General features: G+C 70.8%; 15 protein-coding genes. 7 read left to right on the top strand and 8 right to left on the bottom strand.

Annotated features, from left to right (window positions below):
- The first annotated feature begins 15 nt into the window (after nucleotides 1-15).
- The gene (locus ACZ59A_RS05155; protein ID WP_470953651.1) at nucleotides 16-618 is read left to right on the top strand and encodes a DUF1266 domain-containing protein; all 603 of its coding nucleotides are present in this window, start codon (nucleotides 16-18) and stop codon (nucleotides 616-618) included.
- A 60-nt stretch (nucleotides 619-678) separates the two neighbouring features.
- On the opposite strand, the gene pepN (ACZ59A_RS05150) is transcribed toward ACZ59A_RS05155, so the two are convergent.
- Together pepN (ACZ59A_RS05150) and ACZ59A_RS05145 are read right to left on the bottom strand one after the other, a co-directional pair.
- Complete coding sequence (pepN, locus tag ACZ59A_RS05150; RefSeq protein ID WP_470953648.1) at nucleotides 679-3,252, bottom strand: aminopeptidase N; 2,574 nt, start codon at nucleotides 3,250-3,252, stop codon at nucleotides 679-681.
- A 162-nt stretch (nucleotides 3,253-3,414) separates the two neighbouring features.
- Nucleotides 3,415-4,440, bottom strand: coding sequence for an aspartate-semialdehyde dehydrogenase (locus ACZ59A_RS05145; protein WP_468050094.1), 1,026 nt, complete (start codon nucleotides 4,438-4,440; stop codon nucleotides 3,415-3,417).
- Between the two features lie 336 nt (nucleotides 4,441-4,776).
- Between ACZ59A_RS05145 and ACZ59A_RS05140 the strand changes: the two genes are divergently transcribed.
- Nucleotides 4,777-6,513: a TIGR03767 family metallophosphoesterase gene (locus tag ACZ59A_RS05140; protein ID WP_470953646.1), complete on the top strand. Its 1,737-nt coding sequence runs from the start codon at nucleotides 4,777-4,779 to the stop codon at nucleotides 6,511-6,513.
- Between the two features lie 22 nt (nucleotides 6,514-6,535).
- Here ACZ59A_RS05140 and ACZ59A_RS05135 read toward each other — a convergent pair whose 3' ends face one another.
- The gene (locus ACZ59A_RS05135) at nucleotides 6,536-7,558 is read right to left on the bottom strand and encodes a hypothetical protein (protein WP_470953644.1); all 1,023 of its coding nucleotides are present in this window, start codon (nucleotides 7,556-7,558) and stop codon (nucleotides 6,536-6,538) included.
- A 122-nt stretch (nucleotides 7,559-7,680) separates the two neighbouring features.
- Nucleotides 7,681-10,302 (bottom strand): aminopeptidase N, encoded by a 2,622-nt coding sequence (gene pepN / locus ACZ59A_RS05130; RefSeq protein WP_470953641.1) that lies wholly within the window; start codon nucleotides 10,300-10,302, stop codon nucleotides 7,681-7,683.
- A 164-nt stretch (nucleotides 10,303-10,466) separates the two neighbouring features.
- On the opposite strand from pepN (ACZ59A_RS05130), the gene ACZ59A_RS05125 reads away from it, so the two are divergent.
- Nucleotides 10,467-11,102, top strand: a complete 636-nt coding sequence (locus ACZ59A_RS05125) for a mycothiol-dependent nitroreductase Rv2466c family protein (protein ID WP_470953638.1) — start codon at nucleotides 10,467-10,469, stop codon at nucleotides 11,100-11,102.
- Between the two features lie 125 nt (nucleotides 11,103-11,227).
- On the opposite strand, the gene ACZ59A_RS05120 is transcribed toward ACZ59A_RS05125, so the two are convergent.
- Together ACZ59A_RS05120 and ACZ59A_RS05115 are read right to left on the bottom strand one after the other, a co-directional pair.
- Nucleotides 11,228-11,869 (bottom strand): superoxide dismutase, encoded by a 642-nt coding sequence (locus tag ACZ59A_RS05120; RefSeq protein ID WP_470953635.1) that lies wholly within the window; start codon nucleotides 11,867-11,869, stop codon nucleotides 11,228-11,230.
- Nucleotides 11,870-12,033: 164 nt separating this feature from the next.
- On the bottom strand, nucleotides 12,034-13,455 hold the full coding sequence (locus tag ACZ59A_RS05115) for an amino acid permease (protein ID WP_470953632.1): 1,422 nt from the start codon (nucleotides 13,453-13,455) through the stop codon (nucleotides 12,034-12,036).
- Between the two features lie 267 nt (nucleotides 13,456-13,722).
- On the opposite strand from ACZ59A_RS05115, the gene ACZ59A_RS05110 reads away from it, so the two are divergent.
- A complete protein-coding gene (locus ACZ59A_RS05110; RefSeq protein WP_470953629.1) occupies nucleotides 13,723-14,316 on the top strand; it encodes a biotin transporter BioY in 594 nt (197 codons plus the stop codon).
- A gap of 103 nt (nucleotides 14,317-14,419) precedes the next feature.
- On the opposite strand, the gene ACZ59A_RS05105 is transcribed toward ACZ59A_RS05110, so the two are convergent.
- Nucleotides 14,420-15,847, bottom strand: a complete 1,428-nt coding sequence (locus ACZ59A_RS05105; protein WP_470953626.1) for an amino acid permease — start codon at nucleotides 15,845-15,847, stop codon at nucleotides 14,420-14,422.
- 181 nt (nucleotides 15,848-16,028) lie between these two features.
- On the opposite strand from ACZ59A_RS05105, the gene ACZ59A_RS05100 reads away from it, so the two are divergent.
- Nucleotides 16,029-16,517: a ribose-5-phosphate isomerase gene (locus tag ACZ59A_RS05100; RefSeq protein WP_470953623.1), complete on the top strand. Its 489-nt coding sequence runs from the start codon at nucleotides 16,029-16,031 to the stop codon at nucleotides 16,515-16,517.
- Nucleotides 16,517-17,323 carry an Fpg/Nei family DNA glycosylase gene (locus ACZ59A_RS05095; protein WP_470953620.1) on the top strand — a complete coding sequence of 269 codons (807 nt, stop codon included), beginning with the start codon at nucleotides 16,517-16,519 and terminating at the stop codon, nucleotides 17,321-17,323. Before ACZ59A_RS05100 ends, ACZ59A_RS05095 begins: the two co-directional genes overlap by 1 nt.
- 106 nt (nucleotides 17,324-17,429) lie before the next feature.
- Here the strand turns inward: ACZ59A_RS05095 and ACZ59A_RS05090 are convergent, their stop codons facing one another.
- Nucleotides 17,430-18,659, bottom strand: coding sequence for a GNAT family N-acetyltransferase (locus ACZ59A_RS05090; RefSeq protein WP_470953618.1), 1,230 nt, complete (start codon nucleotides 18,657-18,659; stop codon nucleotides 17,430-17,432).
- A gap of 128 nt (nucleotides 18,660-18,787) precedes the next feature.
- On the opposite strand from ACZ59A_RS05090, the gene ACZ59A_RS05085 reads away from it, so the two are divergent.
- Nucleotides 18,788-19,933, top strand: coding sequence for a SpoIIE family protein phosphatase (locus ACZ59A_RS05085; protein WP_470953615.1), 1,146 nt, complete (start codon nucleotides 18,788-18,790; stop codon nucleotides 19,931-19,933).
- Nucleotides 19,934-19,967: the final 34 nt, after the last annotated feature.

The raw sequence follows: 19,967 nt of genomic DNA, 5'->3' as shown, positions 1-19,967 counted from the left end.
GCTAGGGTCTGCGCCATGTGGCGAGGACGTCGGGCCGAGCGGAAGTATCCGGTGCCGTTGACGGTGCACCAGCTGTGGATGGTGTCGCTGTGCGCACCCGTGAACCGGGGCCCGGAAGCCTCACGGACGACGCTCTACCCGTTCGTACGCCTCGACGACGGGCGCGCCCGGAGCTGGCTGACCGAGCAGTGGGAGATCTCCTCGCGGGACGAGCTGCTGAGGCGTCTCGCGCACCTGGCCGATACGGGGTACCGCGCGCGGGCCTCGGCCCGCACCAGCACCTCCCCGATCGCCTGGGACGTGGGCCTCTACGTGGACGTCGTCCGCAAGGGCTTCGCGGCCGGTCACCTCGACGAGGCGGCCACCTGGCCCCTGCTGCACCAGATCGTCCCGCTCGCCAGGGACACGTACCGGTCCTGGCGGGAGTACGCCGAGGGCTATCTCACGGGGCGGGCCATCTGGATGGGCCTGCTGCGCGACTCCCCGGACGAGCACTTCCCGGCGTCGCAGCAGGTCTCGGACGCTCATCTGCGGGGCCTTCTGGACCCCGCCCGGGCCGAGAGCCCGTGGAACCGGGCCCCCTGGGAGGCGATCCATTACGCCGACCGGGCGCGCTGAAGCCACCGGAGGCCGGTGCGGGCCCCGGACAGGGCCCGCACCGGCCGGTGAGCGGCTCGGTCAGCCCGCCGCCGCGGCGTCCGCCGCGCGGGCTTTCAGCGCGCGCTCGACGCCCGCCCGCGACTCGGTCACCAGCCGCCGCAGCGCCGCACTGGGCTCGGCGGAGGCCAGCCACGCGTCCGTGGCGTCCAGCGTGCCCTGGGAGACCTGGAGCGCCGGGTACAGCCCCACCGCGATCTGCTGCGCCATCTCATGGCTGCGGCTGTTCCAGACGTCCTTGACCGCCGCGAAGTACTTCTCGGTGTACGGGGCCAGCAGCTCCCGCTGATCGGTCTGGATGAACCCGCCGATCACCGCCTCCTGCACCGCGTTCGGCAGTTTGTCGCCCTCGACGACCGACGCCCACGCCTCGGCCTTGGCGGCCTCGGTCGGCCGAGCGGCGCGCGCGGTGGCGGCGTGCCGCTCGCCCGCCGACGTCTTGTCGCGCTCCAGCTCGGCGGCGATCCCGGCCTCGTCGGCGCGCCCGGTCGCGGCGAGCCGCTGCACCAGCGCCCAGCGCAGGTCGGTGTCGATGGCCAGGCCCTCGATCGTCTCGCTGCCGTCCAGCAGCCCCGCGAGCAGGCCGAGCTGGGCGTCGGTGCGGGCCGTCGCGGCGAAGGCGCGGGCCCAGGCGAGCTGGTGGTCGCTGCCGGGGGCGGCGGCACGCAGATGCTCCAGCGTGGCGTCGGTCCACTGGGCGAGCCCGGTCTCACGCCACTCCGGCGCGGCGTACAGCTCGAGCGCGAGCTTCACCTGGCGGTGCAGCGACTGCACCACGCCGATGTCCGACTCCTTGGCCACGCCGGACAGCACGAGCGCTAGGTAGTCCCGGGTGGCCAGTTCGCCGTCCCGGGTCATGTCCCAGGCGGAGGCCCAGGACAGGGCCCGCGGCAGGGATGCCTCGAAGTCGCCCAGGTGCTCGGTGACGACGGCGAGCGAGTCGGCGTCGAGCCGGACCTTGGCGTACGAGAGGTCGTCGTCGTTGAGCAGGATGACGGCGGACCGCTTCGTGCCGACAAGGGCGGGCACCTCGGTCAGCGCGCCGTCCACGTCCAGCTCGATCCGCTCGGAGCGGACCAGCTTGCCGGTCGCGTCGAGGTCGTACAGCCCGATCGCGATGCGGTGCGGCCGCAGCGTCGGCTCACCCTTGGCGCCGGTCGGCAGCGCGGGGGCCTCCTGCCGTACCGCGAAGGCGGTGATGGTGCCGGAGGCGTCCGTCTCGATCTCCGGGCGCAGCACGTTGATACCGGCCGTCTGCAGCCACGCCTTCGACCAGGTCTTCAGGTCGCGTCCGCTGGTCTCCTCCAGCGCGCCGAGCAGGTCGGTGAGCCGGGTGTTGCCGTACGCGTGGCGCTTGAAGTACGCCTGGACGCCCTGGAAGAACTCGTCCATGCCGACGTACGCGACGAGCTGCTTGAGCACGCTCGCGCCCTTGGCGTACGTGATGCCGTCGAAGTTGACCAGGACGTCGTCCAGGTCGCTGATCTCGGCCATGATCGGGTGGGTGGACGGCAGCTGGTCCTGCCGGTAGGCCCAGGTCTTCATGGAGTTGGCGAAGGTGGTCCACGAGTGCGGCCACCTGCTGCCCGGCGCGTACGCCTGGCAGGCGATGGAGGTGTAGGTGGCGAACGACTCGTTCAGCCACAGGTCGTTCCACCACTCCATGGTGACCAGGTCGCCGAACCACATGTGGGCCAGCTCGTGGAGGATGGTCTCGGCCCGCATCTCGTACGCCGCGTCCGTCACCTTGGAGCGGAAGACGTACTGGTCGCGGATGGTGACCGCGCCCGCGTTCTCCATCGCGCCCGCGTTGAACTCCGGCACGAAGAGCTGGTCGTACTTGGCGAAGGGGTACGCGTAGTCGAACTTCTCCTCGAACCACTCGAAGCCCTGCCGCGTCACCGCGAAGATCGCGTCCGAGTCGAGGAACTCGGCGAGCGAGGGACGGCAGTAGATGCCCAGCGGCACCGACCGGCCGTCCTTCTCGTACGAGCTGTGCACGCTGTGGTACGGGCCGACGATGAGCGCGGTGACGTACGTCGAGATGCGCGGCGTCGGCTCGAAGTGCCAGACGTTGTCCTTGGGCTCGGGCGTCGGCGAGCTGGAGATCACCGTCCAGCCCTCGGGCGCGTTCACGGTGAACTGGAAGGTGGCCTTCAGGTCCGGCTGCTCGAAGCTGGCGTACACCCGGCGGGCGTCCGGCACCTCGAACTGCGTGTAGAGGTACGCCTGCTGGTCGACCGGGTCGACGAAGCGGTGCAGCCCCTCACCGGTGTTGGTGTAGGCGCAGTCGGCCACGACCCGCAGCTCGTTGCGCCCGGCCAGCAGCGACGGCAGCGCGATCCGCGAGTCCTGGAAGACCTCGGCGGGGTCCAGGGCGTCCCCGTTGAGGACCACCTCGTGCACGGTGGGCGCCACCAGGTCGATGAACGAGGACGCACCCGCCTCGACGGCGTCGAAGCGCACCGAGGTCACCGATCGGTAGGTGCCGCCCTCCTGCGCGCCGCTCAGGTCCAGCTCGATCTCGTACGCGTCCACGGTCAGGAGGCGCGCTCGCTCTTGCGCTTCCTCCCGGGTGAGGTTGGTACCAGGCACGTCGGCTCTCTCCCGTTCGTCATGTGCGGTATGTGCGGTACGCCATGCGTCAGGCGGATTGCCATCCTCGCACGTCGGAGCCGGTCGGCGCCGGTACATGACCGGCCGGGGAAACGCCGCGGGGGAGCGGCCGTCGGCCGCTCCCCCGGATGAGGTGTGGCGTCAGCTCAGGTCGGCCGCCACCAGCTCGGCGATCTGCACCGCGTTGAGCGCCGCGCCCTTGCGCAGGTTGTCGTTGGACAGGAACAGCGCGAGGCCGTTCTCGACCGTTTCGTCCGCCCGGATCCGGCCCACGAAGCTCGGGTCCTGGCCCGCGGCCTGCAGCGGGGTCGGGATGTCGCTGAGGGCCACGCCCGGGGCACCGGCCAGCAGCTCCACGGCCCGCTCGACGCTGATCGGACGCTCGAAGCGGGCGTTCACCTGGATCGAGTGGCCGGTGAAGACCGGGACCCGGACGCAGGTGCCGGAGACCTTCAGGTCCGGGATCTCCAGGATCTTGCGGCTCTCGTTGCGGAGCTTCTGCTCCTCGTCGGTCTCCAGCCGTCCGTCCTCGACGATCTTCCCGGCCAGCGGGAGCACGTTGAAGGCGATCGGGCGGGCGTAGACCTCCGGCTCGGGAAGGTCGAGCGCCGAACCGTCGTGGGTCAGCTCGGCCGCGCGCTCGGAGCCCTTGCGGATCTGGCTGTCCAGCTCGGCGACGCCGGAGAGCCCGGAGCCGGAGACGGCCTGGTAGGTGGTGGCGACCAGGGCGGTCAGCCCCGCCTCCCGGTGCAGCGGGCGCAGCACCGGCATGGCCGCCATGGTGGTGCAGTTCGGGTTGGCGATGATGCCCTTGGGGCGCTGCACCGCCGCATGCGGGTTGACCTCGGAGACGACCAGCGGGACGTCGGGGTCCATGCGCCAGGCGGACGAGTTGTCGATCACGACCGGGCCCTGCGAGGCGACCTTCTCGGCCAGCGCCCGGGAGGTGGCGCCGCCCGCCGAGAACAGCACGATGTCCAGCCCGGAGTAGTCGGCCGTGGCCGCGTCCTCGACGGTGACCTCGGTGCCGCCCCAGGGGAGCGTGCGGCCGGCGGAACGCGCGGATGCGAACAGCCGCAGCTGGTCGGCGGGGAAGTCGCGCTCGGCGAGTATCCTCCGCATCACTCCGCCGACCTGGCCGGTCGCTCCGACGATTCCGATCCTCATATGAACCCTTTTCCTTGGTCGTATCTCGTGATGGCGCCTACCCTTCCGGCCAGTGTCTCAGGCCCCGCCGTAACCCTTCCGTGACCAACGCCACGCTGGTGCGGCGCCCCGCGGCGGGTCCCGGGCTTCCCGCGCGGGTGAACACGAAGTGAGCGGAAGAATTCCTGTTCACGAGGGTGCGATGGCCTTTTTCTTCACGAAGATCGTCGTGAGGAGATCGGCGACCGGCGTTGCCATGTCGTTCACTCCCACGCCATCCCCGATGCCAACGATCCGAAGTGAGGACAGCCACCGCTGTCCACCCGCTTCGCGAATCCACTCGGGGAGAGATCGCGCATGTCCCGCATACGGTCCGCCGCCTCCGCGGTCGCCGCGCTCGACCGTCGCACCTTTCTCACCGCCGCGGCAGCCACCGGCGCCACGGCCGGTCTCGGCATCGCCTTCGGTCCCGGCAGCGGAACGGCGAAGGCGTCGCAGCCCGCCACGGTGCGCGCCGCGGGACGCAGGGTGGCCCAGGCGCCCGCCGCCCCCTCCGACGCCGGTACCACGCTGGAGACGTTCTCCGCGCCGACCACCGGTACCGGCGGCTACCGGCGCCTCGGCGACGGCCCGGCCTGGGAGCGCCAGGTGCGCACCGACATCATTGGCGCCAAGGGCGGCCGGGAGGACCGGCGCACCGCCCTCGCCTCGTTCGTCCAGCTGACGGACCTGCACCTGGCGGACGTTCAGCACCCGCTGCGCTACGAGTTCCTGCGCTCCGGGCGCACCGGCGCCTGGCGTCCCCACGAGGCGCTCACCGTCGTGGGTCTCGCCTCCCTCATCGAGCGCGTCAACGGGCTGCGCGGCGGCCCGGCCACCGGCGCCCCGCTCTCCTTCGTGATGACCACCGGTGACAACACCGACAACAACTCGAAGATCGAGCTGGACTGGTTCCTCACCGCCATGAACGGCGGCCGGATCACCCCCAACACCGGCGATCCGCGCCACTACGAGGGCGTGCAGAACAGCGGGCTCAAGGAGTTCTGGCACCCGGACCAGGCGCTGCGCGACTCCGACAAGCAGCTCGGCTTCCCGCGCATCGAAGGCTTCCTCGACGCCGCCCTGCGCACCGTCAACAGCCCCGGCCTGCGGCTGCCGTGGTACTCGACCATCGGCAACCACGACGATCTGGCGGGCGGCGTCTACTCGTTCGGCGCCGACTACATCGCGGACATCGCGACCGGCAAGCGGAAGCTCCAGCTCATCCCGGCCGACGAGGCCGCGGCGATCTACAAGGGCCAGCGCAAGGGCGCCGACCCCAAGGGCGCCGACATGAAGGCGCTGGTGGAGGCGCACGCCAAGGAGATGCGCACGGTCACCCCGGACGAGCGCCGCGCTCCCTTCACCCAGAAGGAATACCTCGCCGCGCACCTCGACCCGCTGGCCGCCGGGGCGGGCCCGGTCGGCCACGGCTACACCAAGGCCAACCTCGAAGAGGGCACCCTCTACTACTCGTTCCGGATCTCCGAGAACGTCGTCGGGATCAGCCTGGACACCACCGACCCGGGCGGCCACTACACCGGCTCGATCGGCACCGCCCAGCTGAAGTGGCTGGAGAAGACGCTGAAGGAGCACAAGGACGACTACGTCATCGTCTACAGCCACCACTACAGCGACAGCATGAACAACATGAACGCCGACCCGTCCCGCCCGGGCGAGGCCCGGCACGGCGGCGACGAGGTGGTCTCCCTCTTTCAGAGCAACCCCCACGTGGTGGCCTGGATCAACGGCCACAGCCACCAGAACGAGATCACGCCGCACGACACCTTCTGGGAGATCACCACCGCCTCCCACGTCGACTTCCCCCAGCTGGCCCGGGTCATCGAGGTCGTGGACAACCACGACGGCACGCTGTCCCTGTTCACCACGCTCATCGAGGCGGCGGCCCCGCGCCGCACCGACTTCGAGGACCTGTCGCAGACCGGACTCGCCGCGCTCTACCGCGAACTGGCCTTCAACGCGCCCGGCGCCAGCCAGACCCTCGCCGGTGACCCGGACGACCGCAACACCGAGCTGCTGCTGCGCAAGCCCTGAGCGCTCTCAGCCCCGAGCACTCTCAGCGCGGCAGGAGCAGCACATAGGGAGCCGGGCCGCGGTCGGCGGACGCGATCAGCGCCGTACGGACCACCGCGGCCTGCTCCTCCAGGCCCTCCCGGAGCCGCCTGGGCGTCACGCGCACGACCGTGATGCCCATCCCCTCCAGATGCTCGCGCCGCCGGGCCTGGGCGGTGCCCGGGACGGGCCCGCCGTGGCGCGGCGCCCGGGCGTCGATCTCCAGTGCGACCCCCTGATCCCGCCAGTACGCGTCCACCCCGCCGAGCGCGGGCCCGCCCGGCAGCCGCAGCTCCACGTTCCACAGCGGTTCGGGCAGGCCGTAGCCGCGCACCATGTCGTACAACCGGCCCTCGGCGATGGCCCGCCCCTCGGCGAGCAGCGCGTCCACGGCGTCGACGACATGCGGCCGGGACAGCAGCCGGGCCCCGCTCAGCTCCGTGACCACGGCCGCGGCGTCACAGTGCCCCTGGCGCACGGACTCGGTGAGCAGCGCCCGCACCGTCACCGCGTCGGAGAGCCGGGCGACCGCGTCGGCCAGCGCCCGGGCGACCGGGGCGACGGGCATCCCGGCGCGGTCCTGCGGCGACGGGAGGGGGTGGGCGCGGACGAAGCGCACGAAGCTGGTGGAGCGCAGCCGCCGGGCGTGCGGTACGAGGACGTCGACGCGGTCGAGGGAGGCCAGCGGGGGAGCGGAGGAGAAGTGGTGCAGGGCGAGCGCCGCGAGTCCGGTGATCATCGCCTCGCCGTCCCCTGCGGAATCCCCACGCCCGTGGTCGCCCGCGTGGCCGCGGCTCGCGGTGTACAGCAGCGCCGCGTACAGCCGCTCCTCGCCGGTCGGCGGCCCCGGGTGGAGCAGATGCACGCCCGGCAGGATCCGCTGCCAGGGGCCACCGGCCCGGCAGCGCTCGGCGGTCTGGGCCGCCGTCACGCCGTGCTCACGCAGCTGATGTGTGGTCAGGACCCGGCGGCGGGCGTCCGAGAGCTGGTGGAGGGGACGGGGGGACAGCGGTGTGTTGTGGCTCATGACCCCGCCATTCCCGCCCGCTCCACCCCGCTCACCGCTGTGACAGAACCGTCGACAAAACCGGACAACACCGCACTAAAGTACGGCAGTTCGAATGCCGAAAGGGCCCCCGCCGCGGCCGGTCATCCGGCGGCCCGCGCGTCGCACTCCTGTCCGCGCAGGGTCCGCGCGAGGTCGTCGCGGGCCTCCAGCACCAGTCGGCGCAGCGCGGACGGCGCCTCAGGGTGACCGGCCAGCCAGGCGTCGGTCGTGGCCAGGGTGGTGGCGTCGCCCTGCGTGCCCGGGAACAGCCCGCGCACGATCGCCATGGCGATCTCGATCGACCGCTCCTGCCAGATGCGCTCGATCGCCTCGAAGTAGCGTGGGGCGTACGGGGCCAGCAGCTCGCGCTGGTTCGGCTGGTCGAAGCCCGCGATGGTGGCCTCCACCAGCGCGTTCGAGAGCCGGTCGGAGTCCACCACCGTCGCCCACGCCTCGGCCTTGACCGCGGCCGAGGGCCGGGCGGCCAGGAGGCGCACCTGATGGCGCTTGCCGGACGCGGTGTCGTCCCGGGACAGCTCCGCAGCGACCGCCTTCTCGTCGGCCTCGCCCAGCGCGGCGAGCGACGCCAGGAACGTCCAGCGCAGCTCCTGGTCCACATCGAGCCCGTCGATCCGGGCCGACCCGTCCAGCAGCCCCCGCAGCATCCGCAACTCGGCCTCGCCGGAGGCGGCCTGGGCGAAGAACCGCGCCCAGGCGAGCTGGTGCCCGCTGCCCGGCGCGGCGAGCCGCAGCTCGCGCAGCGCGCCCTCGGCGATCCCGCTCCCGGCCTCCGTACGGCGCTCCGGCGCGGTGTAGTGATGCAGCGCCGACAGCGCCCACGCCTGGACCATCTGGAGCACGCCGATGTCGCTCTCCGCCCCGGCGAACCTCTCCACCAGCGTGAGGTAGTCGCGGGCGGGCATCAGCCCGTCCCGGGTGAGGTTCCACAGCGCGGACCAGCACAGCGCGCGGGCGAGGGGATCGCTCAGGTCGCCCAGATGCTCGCGCAGGGTGTCCAGCGAGACCTCGTCGAAGCGGACCTTGCAGTAGGTGAGGTCCTCGTCGTTGACCAGGATCAGATCGGGCCGCTCGGCCCCGGTCAGCTCGGTGACGACCGTACGCGGGCCGTCGACGTCCACCTCGGCGCGGGCGTAGCGCACCAGCGCCCCGGCGCGCTCCCCGGCGGCCGCGTCCTTCCGGTACAGCCCGACCGCGACCCGGTGCGGGCGCAGGGTGGGATGGCTGTCGGCCCCGGCCTCCTGGAGGACGGCCAGCTCGGTGATGTGCCCCTCGGCGTCATAGACGGCCTGCGGGGTCAGTACGTTGACCCCCGCGGTCTCCAGCCAGGCGCGGGACCAGGCCGCCATGTCCCGGCCGGAGGTCTCGGTGAGCACCGACAGCAGATCGGTCAGCCGGGTGTTCCCGTACGCATGCCGCTTGAAGTAACGGCGGGCCCCCTCCAGGAAGGCGTCCTGCCCGGCGTAGGCCACCAGCTGCTTGAGCACGGACGCGCCCTTGGCGTAGGTGATCCCGTCGAAGTTGAGCTTGGCGTCCTCCAGGTCCCGGATGTCAGCCGTGACGGGATGGGTGGACGGCAGCTGGTCGGCCCGGTACGCCCAGGACTTGCGGCGGTTGGCGAAGGTGATCCAGCCGTCGGTGAAGCGGGTCGCCCCGACCAGCGCAAAGGCCCCCATGAAGTCGGCGAACGACTCCTTGAGCCACAGGTCGTCCCACCACTCCATGGTGACCAGGTCGCCGAACCACATGTGCGCCATCTCGTGCAGGATCACCGTCGCCCGGTGCTCGTACGACGCCTGGGTGACCTTGCCGCGGAAGATGAACTCCTCGCGGAAGGTCACGCACCCCGGGTTCTCCATCGCGCCGATGTTGTACTCCGGCACAAACGCCTGGTCGTACTTCCCGAAGGGGTACGGATAGTCGAAGTGGTCGTGGAAGAAGTCCAGGCCCTGCTTGGTGACCGTGAAGATGTCGTCCGCGTCGAAGTGCTTGGCGAGCCCCTTGCGGCACAGCGCGCCGAGCGGGATCTCCAGCACCGAGCCGTCCGGCTGGGTGCGGCGGTACCGGTCGCTCTCGTAGTGGTACGGGCCCGCGACGACGGCCGTGATGTACGTCGAGATCGGCAGGGTCGGGGTGAAGCGGGTGGTCGCGGCCCCGTCGCCGTCACCGGACGGCTCGGCTCCGGCGACCGTCCCGTTGCTCAGCACCGTCCAGCCCGCGGGGGCGGTCACCGAGAAGGTGAACGGCGCCTTCAGGTCGGGCTGTTCGAAGTTGGCGAAGACCCGGCGGGCGTCGGCGGGCTCGTACTGGGTGTACAGATACACCTCGCCGTCCTCGGGGTCCACGAAGCGGTGCAGCCCCTCGCCCGTGCGGCTGTACGCGCACCGCGCGTCCACCACCAGCTCGTTCTCCCCGGCCAGCCCCTCCAGGGCGATCCGGGTCCCGTCGAAGACGGCCGCCGGGTCCAGCTCCCGCCCGTTGAGCCGCACCGCGACGATCTCCGGCGCCACCAGGTCGGCGAAGGACGCGGCGCCCGGCTCGGCGCAGCGGAAGCGCACGGTCGTCGTGGAGCGGAAGGTGCGCGGCCCGGGTCCGGTATCCGCCCCGACCGCGGACCGCAGATCGAGGGCCACGTCGTACGCGTCCACCGCCAGCAGCCTCGCCCGCTCGCGGGCCTCGTCACGGGTCAGGTTCTCACCGGGCACGTAGCGGCTCCCTCGTGTTCCCTCTCGCCATTCGGACAGCGGGAATCATGTCACGTGGCACTGACACCCGGCATCGGGGAATGGTCGCCGGGTCCGGCCACGTTGTCCGTACGGGACAACCCCCGATACCTCTTTATTCGCACGTGCCCGTCTGAGGAGAGACCGTGACCGAGACCGTCAAGACTCCTGCTGATTTCTGGTTCGATCCGCTGTGTCCCTGGGCCTGGATGACCTCGCGCTGGATGCTCGAGGTGGAGAAGGTCCGCCCGGTCGAGGTGCGCTGGCATGTCATGAGCCTCGCCGTCCTCAACGAGCCCAAGCTGGACGAGCTGCCCGAGCGGTACCAGGAGCTGATGAAGACCGCCTGGGGTCCGGTCCGGGTCTGCATCGCCGCCGAGCAGAAGCACGGCAGCGACGTCCTCGGCCCCCTCTACACCGCCCTCGGCACCCGCTTCCACAACCAGGGCCTGGAGAAGGACCGCGCGACGATAGTCGCCGCCCTGGAGGAGGCCGGACTGCCCGCCGACCTCGCGGACGCGGCCGACTCCGACGCGTACGACACCGAGCTGCGCGCCTCCCACAAGGCGGGCATCGACCTGGTCGGCCAGGAGGTCGGCACCCCGGTCATCGCCGTCCCCGGCTCGGACGGCGAGCAGATCGCCTTCTTCGGCCCGGTCGTCACCCCCGCCCCCAAGGGCGACGCCGCCGCCCAGCTCTGGGACGGCACCCTGATGGTCGCCGCCATCCCCGGCTTCTACGAGATCAAGCGCACCCGCACGGTGGGCCCGATCTTCGACTGACGCCCACCCTCGATACCCCTGTACGGCAGGGCCCCCGCGCGACTCGACCGCGCGGGGGCCCTGTTTTTCCGCCTGCCCGTGAAGGTTGAGAAGACGATCACGAGAGCAGGAGGTCTGTCGCGGCGCTACGGCGCGAGCAGCAGATTATGCGCCCGCTCCTTCGCCGCCGCGTAACGGCGGGCGACATCCTGCCAGTTGACGACCTTCCACATGGCCTCGATGAAGTCCACCTTCTGGTTCTTGTACTGCAGATAGAAGGCGTGCTCCCAGGCGTCGAACACCAGGATCGGCACCGTGCCCTGCCCCACGTTCCCCTGGTGGTCGTACACCTGCTCCACCACCAGCCGCCCACTCACCGGCTCATACGCCAGCACACCCCACCCGGACCCCTGGGTGGTCGCCGCCGCCTTGGACAGCTGCGCCTTGAACCGGCCGAAGGACCCGAAGTGCTCGGCGATGGCCCCCGCCAGCTCACCCACCCCGTCCGCCTCCAGCGGCTCCCCGCCACCGTCGCCGGTCATGTTGGTCCAGTAGATGCTGTGCAGGATGTGGCCCGACAGATGGAAGGCCAGATTCTTCTCCAGCCCATTGATCGACCCCCACTGGTCCTTCTCCCGCGCCTCCGCGAGCTGCTCCAGCGTGTCGTTCGCGCCCTTGACGTACGTGGCGTGGTGCTTGTCGTGATGCAGCTCGATGATCTCGGGACTGATGACCGGGGCCAGCGCCGAGTAGTCGTACGGGAGTTCAGGAAGTGTGTAGATGGCCATGCCAAGCCCTTCGGACCGCTTATTGCAATCAACTTGCAAGTACACCTTAACGGCAAGAGTGTTCTTCGGTGGCGGAGACCGGGGATCTGCTCCAAAAGAACGAGGCGGGGCGGGCCCTTGGACTCAAGGACCCGCCCCGCCTCGGAAGCGGAGGAGAAGAGAGATCAGCGTCGCGCCGACACTGCCTTCTGACGGGCGTAGCCGATGGCGGCGAGTACGACCGTCATGCCGAGCGTGAAGTACAGCTGCGTGCTCGTGTCGTCCTCGCGGAGCATCAGGAGGAGGACGGCGAGGGTGGCGGCCAGGGCGACGTAGGTGAGGTACGGGAAGAGCCACATCTTGACGACCAGCTTCTCGGGGGCCTCGCGCTCCAGGCGGCGGCGCATCACCAGCTGCGAGACGGCGATGAAGCCCCAGACCACCAGCACCGCGGCGCCGACCATGTTGAGGAGCCACTTGAAGATGGTGTCCGGCCACCAGTAGCTGAGCAGCACCGCGACGAAGCCGAAGAAGGACGAGGCGAGCACGGTGAGGCGGGGGACGCCGCCGAAGACGCGGCCGAGGACGGCGGGGCCCTCGCCGCGGACGATCAGGGAGTAGGACATGCGGGAGGCGCCGTAGATGTTGGCGTTCATCGCGGAGAGCAGGGCGATCAGCACGATGACGTTCATGATGTTGCCCGCCGCCGGGATGTCGAGGTGGTTGAGCACCGCCACGTACGGGCCGTCCTTGACGACCGCGGCGTCGTTCCACGGGATGAGCGTGACGACGACGATCATCGAGCCGACGTAGAAGAGGGCGATGCGCCACATCGCGGTGCGCACGGCTCCGGCGACGCTCTTGACCGGGTTCTCGGACTCGGCCGCCGCGATCGTCACCGTCTCCAGGCCGCCGTAGGCGAAGACGGAGGCCAGCAGGCCGACGACGAGGCCGTTCGCGCCGTTGGGCATGAACCCCCCCTCGCCGGTGAGGTTGCTGCCGCCGGGGGCGTCGGTGCCGGGCAGGACGCCGATGATGGCGAGGACGCCCAGGATGAGGAAGATCGAGATCGCGGCGATCTTCAGCGCGGCGAACCAGAACTCGAACTCGCCGAAGTTGCTGACGGCCGCCAGGTTCGTGCCGCAGAACATCGCCATGAAGAGGGCGACCCACATCCAGGAGTCGGTGCCCGGGAACCAGTGGACCATGATCCCGGCGGCGCCGATCGCCTCGGCGGCTATGCCCACGCACAGCAGCACCCAGAACATCCAGCCGACGGTGAATCCGGCCCATGGCCCGATCGAGCGCTCGGCGTGCACGGAGAACGAACCGGAGGCCGGGTTGGCCGCCGACATCTCGCCGAGCATCCGCATCACGAGCATCACGAGCAGCCCGGAGAGCGCGTAGGCGAGGATGATCGACGGCCCTGCGGCGGCGATTCCGGCACCGGAGCCGACGAACAGCCCGGCGCCGATGACCCCGCCGAGGGCGATCATCGACAGATGGCGCTGTTTGAGGCCGTGCGAGAGCGGCCGCGAGGCGTCCCCGCCCGCGTCGGTCGCCTTGGTGCCGCTCTGCGGCGCTGAGGACGCAGGTGTCGGGTTCATGGCTGGTCTCTGTCCCTTGTGTGAGGGGCGGGCGGATGCAAAACGCCCCCAGTGTGGGGTGTGCGTCCGATCAGGACAACATTGATGTCAAACTTTTCTGGATATCGGACATGATGGTCACGCTCCGTATCGCGCCAATCTGCGTACCAATCTGCCGAAGCCGCCAAGCCCGGGGCCCGGCCTTTGTGGTCATCCGACGGTGTGCGGCGCCTCCACGCCGGGTTACCGTCGCGTAGTCCACCCCCTCCTGACCTCGGAGTTCCGCTGATGAGCACTGTTTCTGCCGCCGCCTCGACCGGGACGGTCCTCGCCGACGCGGTCTTCCCCGCCCGGCGTGTTCTCGCCCGGGACGCCGCGCTCGTCGTGGGCGGCGCCGTGCTCACCGGTCTCGCCGCGCAGATCTCGGTGCCCGTCCCCGGCTCGCCGGTGCCGGTGACCGGCCAGACGTTCGCCGCGCTGCTGGTGGGCACCTCGCTCGGGGCCCGCCGCGGCTTCCTGTCGCTCGCGCTGTACGCGCTGGCCGGGATGGCGGGCATGCCCTGGTTCGCCGAGGGCGACTCCGGCGCCACCATGCCGTCCTTCGGCTATGTGCTGGGCATGCTGCTCGCCGCGACCGTGGTGGGCGCACTGGCGCGGCGCGGGGGTGACCGGGGAGCGCTGCGCACCGTGGGCACCATGGCGGTCGGCTCCGCGATCATCTACGCGATCGGCGTCCCGTACCTGGCGCTGGCCACGGACATCTCCCTCGGCCAGGCGGTAGCCGCCGGTCTGACCCCGTTCCTGATCGGGGACGCGCTGAAGGCGGCGCTGGCGATGGGCGCGCTGCCGACCGCCTGGAAGCTGGTGGGCCGCCGCGGCTGAGCCGTACACCACTGGGACACGCGCCTCCTGGATATGCGTCGGGCGGGCTGGTTCTCCAGCCCGCCCGTCCCATGTCCGATGTCCGATGTCCGATGGCCGAGGGTTACGAGCCCACGGAGTCCTTGGAGCGGCTGTCGGCCGGGGCGACCGGCTTGGGCCCGGCGACCCGGTCCCGTACCAGCGCGATGCCCACCACGAGCGCCGCCGCCAGGGCGGACAGCAGCACCTGCTCGCGTCCGTCGTCGTCGGTGAGCATGTAGACCAGCACGAACGAGATCATCCCGATGGTCGCCCAGGTCAGATACGGGAAGCCCCACATCCGGACGACGAGCTTGTCCGGGTTCTCGCGCAGGATGATGCCGCGCATCCGCAGCTGGGTGAAGCAGATCACCAGCCAGACGAAGAGCGCGACCGCGCCCGAGGAGTTCAGCAGGAACTCGAAGACCGTGTCCGGCCACTGGTAGTTGAACCAGACCGCGACGAAGCCGAAGACGACCGAGCCGAGGATCGCGGCCTGCGGCACACCGCGCGGGTTCACCTTCGCGAAGGCGGCCGGGGCGTCACCGCGCTGCCCGAGCGAGAAGGCCATCCGGGAGGCGGTGTAGAGGCCGGAGTTGAGACAGGAGAGCACGGCGGTCAGCACGATGACGTTCATGACCTGACCGGCGTGCGGAATGCCGATCGATTCCAGTGCGGCGACGTAGCTGCCGTCCTTGGTGATCGCCTTGGAGTCCCAGGGCAGCAGGGTGACCACGACGAAGATCGAGCCCAGGTAGAAGACCGCGATCCGCCAGATCACGCTGTTGGTGGCCTTGGAGACGGCCCGCTGGGGGTCCTCGGACTCACCGGCGGCCAGGGTGACGATCTCGCTGCCCATGAAGGAGAAGACGACCAGCAGCACGCCGGTGAGGATCGCGCCCGGACCGTTGGGCAGGAAGCCGCTGTGGTCGGTCAGATGGTGCAGCCCCGCGCCCTCGTTCTCGGAGCCGGGCAGCAGGCCGAAGACCGCGAGCCCGCCGATGACGATGAAGGCGGCGATCGCGACGACCTTGATTCCGGCGAACCAGAATTCGAATTCACCGTAGGAGGAGACCGAGGCCAGGTTGGCGGCGGTGAGAACGAGCATCACGATCAATGCCCAGCCCCACTGCGGTACGGCGGGCCACCACCCCTCCAGGATCTTGGCACCGGCGGTCGCCTCGACCGCCAGCACCACGACCCAGAAGAACCAGTAGAGCCAGCCGATCGAGAAACCGGCCCAGCGGCCGAGCGCCCGGTCGGCGTAGGCGGAGAAGGAACCGGAGGTCGGGTTCGCGGCGGCCATCTCGCCCAGCATGCGCATCACGAGGACGACCATGATGCCGACGAGTGCGTAGGAGACGAGGATGCCCGGCCCGGCCTTGGCGATACCGGCGCTGGAGCCGACGAACAGCCCGGCGCCGATCACCCCGCCGATCGCGATCATGGACAGGTGGCGATTTTTGAGCCCGGGCTTGAGGCCGTCGGGGGAAGTCGCTGGTTGCGCGCTCATATGGCTCGATCCTTTGCTTCCGGGTTACGAGCGACGCCAGTGAATCTCAGGAGAACCAGCAGGTGAACCTTTGATTTCAAATCGTTACTTGAGGTTTTCATGAGGTTCCTTGGTGTTGCATAGCAATAACGGGCGCCTACCCGCCTCGGCGGGAAAGACACGGCCATGCCACACTCGGGGCATGCGCGTGTACCTCGGCTCCGATCATGCCGGTTACGAACTGAAGAACCACCTCGTGGAGTGGCTCCGGGCGGGCGGTCATGACCCCGTCGACTGCGGGCCGCACATCTACGACGCCCAGGACGACTACCCGCCGTTCTGCCTGCGTGCCGCCGAGCGGACCGCCGCCGACGCCGACAGCCTCGGCATCGTGATCGGCGGCTCCGGCAACGGCGAGCAGATCGCGGCGAACAAGGTCGAGGGAGTGCGCGCCGCACTGGCCTGGAGCGAGCAGACCGCCGCCCTCGCGCGCGAGCACAATGACGCCAACGTGATCAGCGTCGGCGGGCGCATGCACACCCGGGAAGAGGCGACCAAGTTCGTCGAGATCTTCCTGGCCACCCCGTACTCGGGCGAGGAGCGGCACACCCGCCGCATCGCCATGCTCGCCGACTACGAGACCACCGGCGAACTGCCGCCCGTCCCGGCCCATCACCCCGCCGGCGACTGATGCCCGAAGGGCACACGATCCACCGACTGGCCGCCGACCACCTCGACCGGTTCGGCGGCCGGCCTGTCCGTGCCACCAGTCCCCAGGGCAAGTTCGCCGACGGGGCCGCCCTCGTGGACGGGCAGGTGCTCGAGCACGCCGAGGCGCACGGCAAGCACCTCTTCCTGGACTTCGCGGCCACCGGCTGGGTCCATGTCCACCTCGGGCTCTTCGGCAAGTACACCTTCGGCCCGGCCCCCGTGCCGCCGCCCACCGAGACCGTACGGCTGCGGCTGGCGGGCCCCGGGGGGTACGCGGATCTGCGCGGGCCGACCGCCTGCGCGCTGATCACCGAGCCCGAGAAGCAGGCGATCCACGACCGCCTCGGCCCCGATCCGCTGCGCCCCGATGACGGCGACGCCGCCTGGGCCCGGATCTCCCGCAGCCGGGTCAGCGTGGCCGCGCTGCTGATGGACCAGAAGGTGGTCTCGGGTGTCGGCAACGTCTACCGCGCCGAGGTCCTGTTCCGGCACGGTATCGACCCGTACCGCCCGGGCCGCGGGCTGGCCCGCGCCGAATGGGACGCGATCTGGTCCGATCTCGCGGAGCTGATGCGCGAGGGCGTACGGAACAACCGGATCGACACGGTCCGCCCCGAGCACACCCCCGAGGCCATGGGCCGTCCGCCGCGCGTGGACGACCACGGCGGCGAGGTCTACGTCTACCGCCGGGCCGGGCAGCCCTGCCTCGTCTGCGACGGCGAGATCCGCACCGCCGGTCTCGCCGCCCGCAATCTGTTCTGGTGCCCCGCCTGCCAGCGGACCTAGAGCGACCGCCAGAGGCTCCTGGCAGACCGCCAGAGGCCCCTGGCAGGCCGTCAGAGACCCCTGGCAGCCCGTCAGGGGTGTTCAGCCCCTCGGCAGCCGTCAGCCGTCAGAAGTGGAGCGGAAGCCAGGGCGCGACCGGGGAGAGGAACGCGGCCGCCGCCTCCGCCAGCGCGCCCTGCCGCACCTCCCGGACCCGGCCCGCGCCCGCCAGCGCGGCCAGCGAGACCCCGCCCAGGTAGGCCGCGCCCAACTCCCGTACGCCCAACCGGAGATCGGGCGCCCGGCCGGTGCGCTCGCAAGAGGCGCCCGCGGTGTCGCCGGAGAGCCGCCAACGCCCCTCGTTCCAGGGGCAGAACGGGTCCGAGACCTCGAACACCACATCCACCGGGGCGGTGTACGTACGTGCCGCCAGCGCCGCGCCGACGTCCACCGGTCGCAGATACAGCGCGTCCCGCAGCCGCACCCCGCACCGCCGGATGTCGGAGACCAGCTGCGTCCAGGGATCGTCGACCGGGCGGGTGTTCGTACGGATCACCGAGGTCAGGTCGAGGTCGAAGAGGAAGCGCCACAGCGCCGCGCCGGACGCCGGATCGAGGGCCTCCAGATCGCGCAGCACGACCACCCCCTTCGGCCCGGCCAGATCCCAGTCCGGCTTGACCGCGAAGCGCGCGTACCCGCTGACCTCGCCGCCCGACTCGGCCAGCACACAGCGCAGCGGGGACGCCCCCTCGCGGTCGCCCGGCGGGTCGAGCAGCGGAACCCGCTCCCAGCCCGGCCGCCGCTCCAGCCTGCCCGGCCGGGTGGCCAGGAGCCGCGCGTAGACCGCCTCACACGTCTCCACGGCGGAGTCCGGCGCCACGGCCCGCAGCCGTACGCCGTCGGTGCCCTCCGGGACGGTCAGCCGCACCCGGGCGGTGTCGATCTCGGCGTGCGCGCTCTGGGTGGCCGCGCCGTATCCGAACCGTCCATAGATGTCCGGTTCGGAGGCGGTCAGGATCGCCAGCGGCTCGCCCGCCGCGCGGATGTCGTCCAACTGGCGCCGCATCATGGCCCGCAGCACGCCGCGGCGCCGATGGGTGGCCTGCACGCTGACCATGGTGAGACCGGCCGCGGGGACGAGCGCCCCGCCCGGCACCGACAGCCGGAAGCTGGCGAGCGACGCCGTGCCGACGACGTCCTCGCCGTCCCAGGCGCCGATGGAGCGCTCGCATTCGGTCAACTCCCGCCAGAGCGCGGATTCCTCCGGTGCTTCGGGCACACCGCCGAAGGCGAGGAGCACCTTTCCGTACCAATCATCCCAAACGGTCGGATCGAGCACCTTCAGCTCTGTGGTCATATCCCCATCCCTAGCAGCGGTTTCCCGTACACGCGAACGAATATCGCTTACGATTGCCCCCCTGGCTGGGTGGTTCAACGCGCCACGAATCGACGCGCGTCCGAACGGGTGGGTAGGGTCCCGATGCAATGACTGGCGGCGCGGACACTCCGATGGCCCGGATGCGCAAAGCTCTGCACCGGGCTCGCACAGGCGTGCGTAAAGCCGGAGTCGACTACTTCCGCGGCGAGGGCTCCGACCGGCTCGCCCTCGCCCTGCTGCTCCTCGCCGTCCCCGCCATCGCCGGCGGCACCATCGCCACCCCCGACTGGTGCGCCCCCTCCGCCCTCGTCCTGCCGATCGTCGCGGGCGGCCTGCTGCTGCGCCCCGCCAGCCTGCTCGCCCTGTACGCGGCCGCCGCCTCCGCCCTCATCGTGGAGTCCGCCGTCCTCGGCCCGTACACCGAGGAGGACACCTCCGCCCGGGTCACCCCCGGCACCATCCTCGTGGTCGCCGCCGTCGGCTTCTCCGGGCTGCTGATCGCCCAGTTCCGCAGCCGGGTCGGCGTGCCCTGGCGGCGCGGCGGCACCATGCTCTTCGACCTGCGCGAACGCATCCGCGTCCAGAGCAAGCTGCCCGCCCTGCCGCGCGGCTGGCACCGCGAGATGGCGCTGCGCCCGGCCGGTGGCCAGTCCTTCTCCGGCGACTTCGTGGTCGCCGCCCGCACCGGCAACGGCGGCCGCACCCTCGAAGTCGTCCTCACCGACGTCTCCGGCAAGGGCATGGACGCCGCCTCCCGCGCCCTCCTGCTCTCCGGCGCCTTCGGCGGCCTGCTCGGCTCGCTGCCCCCGCACGGCTTCCTCCCGGCCGCCAACGGCTATCTCCTGCGCCAGGACTGGGAAGAGGGCTTCGCGACCTCCGTCCACCTGGTACTCGACCTCGACAGCGGCGACTTCGAACTCTTCTCGGCCGGTCATCTGCCCGCGCTCCAGCTCAGCGCGGGCACCGGCAAATGGGAGGAGAAGTCCGCCGACGGCCCGCTGCTGGGCGTCTACGACGGTGCCCAGTTCGACCCCACCAAGGGCACCCTGCGCCCCGGGGACGTTCTGATGCTGTTCACCGATGGCCTCGTCGAGACCGCCGACCGCGACATCAGCGAGGGCATCGACCACCTGACGGGCGAGGCCGACCGCTATGTCGCCTCCGGCTTCCAGGGCGCGGCCTGGCATCTGATCGAGACGGTGGCGAAGGACGTCAACGACGACCGGGCGCTCCTGCTGATCTGCCGCCAGTAGGACCGTCGTACCGGGCCGTCGTCGTCCGTACCGG

This window comes from Streptomyces sp. NPDC040405 (assembly GCF_055595765.1).
This window is presented reverse-complemented; position numbering and strand designations above follow the sequence as displayed.

What these genes read in the sequence shown, in the direction of transcription:
- ACZ59A_RS05155 (WP_470953651.1), top strand. Translation starts at nt 16, where the DNA reads ATGTGGCGAGGACGTCGGGCCGAGCGGAAGTATCCGGTGCCGTTGACG.
- ACZ59A_RS05145 (WP_468050094.1), bottom strand. Translation starts at nt 4,440, where the DNA reads ATGAGGATCGGAATCGTCGGAGCGACCGGCCAGGTCGGCGGAGTGATG.
- ACZ59A_RS05140 (WP_470953646.1), top strand. Translation starts at nt 4,777, where the DNA reads ATGTCCCGCATACGGTCCGCCGCCTCCGCGGTCGCCGCGCTCGACCGT.
- ACZ59A_RS05135 (WP_470953644.1), bottom strand. Translation starts at nt 7,558, where the DNA reads ATGAGCCACAACACACCGCTGTCCCCCCGTCCCCTCCACCAGCTCTCG.
- ACZ59A_RS05120 (WP_470953635.1), bottom strand. Translation starts at nt 11,869, where the DNA reads ATGGCCATCTACACACTTCCTGAACTCCCGTACGACTACTCGGCGCTG.
- ACZ59A_RS05115 (WP_470953632.1), bottom strand. Translation starts at nt 13,455, where the DNA reads ATGAACCCGACACCTGCGTCCTCAGCGCCGCAGAGCGGCACCAAGGCG.
- ACZ59A_RS05110 (WP_470953629.1), top strand. Translation starts at nt 13,723, where the DNA reads ATGAGCACTGTTTCTGCCGCCGCCTCGACCGGGACGGTCCTCGCCGAC.
- ACZ59A_RS05105 (WP_470953626.1), bottom strand. Translation starts at nt 15,847, where the DNA reads ATGAGCGCGCAACCAGCGACTTCCCCCGACGGCCTCAAGCCCGGGCTC.
- ACZ59A_RS05100 (WP_470953623.1), top strand. Translation starts at nt 16,029, where the DNA reads ATGCGCGTGTACCTCGGCTCCGATCATGCCGGTTACGAACTGAAGAAC.
- ACZ59A_RS05095 (WP_470953620.1), top strand. Translation starts at nt 16,517, where the DNA reads ATGCCCGAAGGGCACACGATCCACCGACTGGCCGCCGACCACCTCGAC.
- ACZ59A_RS05090 (WP_470953618.1), bottom strand. Translation starts at nt 18,659, where the DNA reads ATGACCACAGAGCTGAAGGTGCTCGATCCGACCGTTTGGGATGATTGG.
- ACZ59A_RS05085 (WP_470953615.1), top strand. Translation starts at nt 18,788, where the DNA reads ATGACTGGCGGCGCGGACACTCCGATGGCCCGGATGCGCAAAGCTCTG.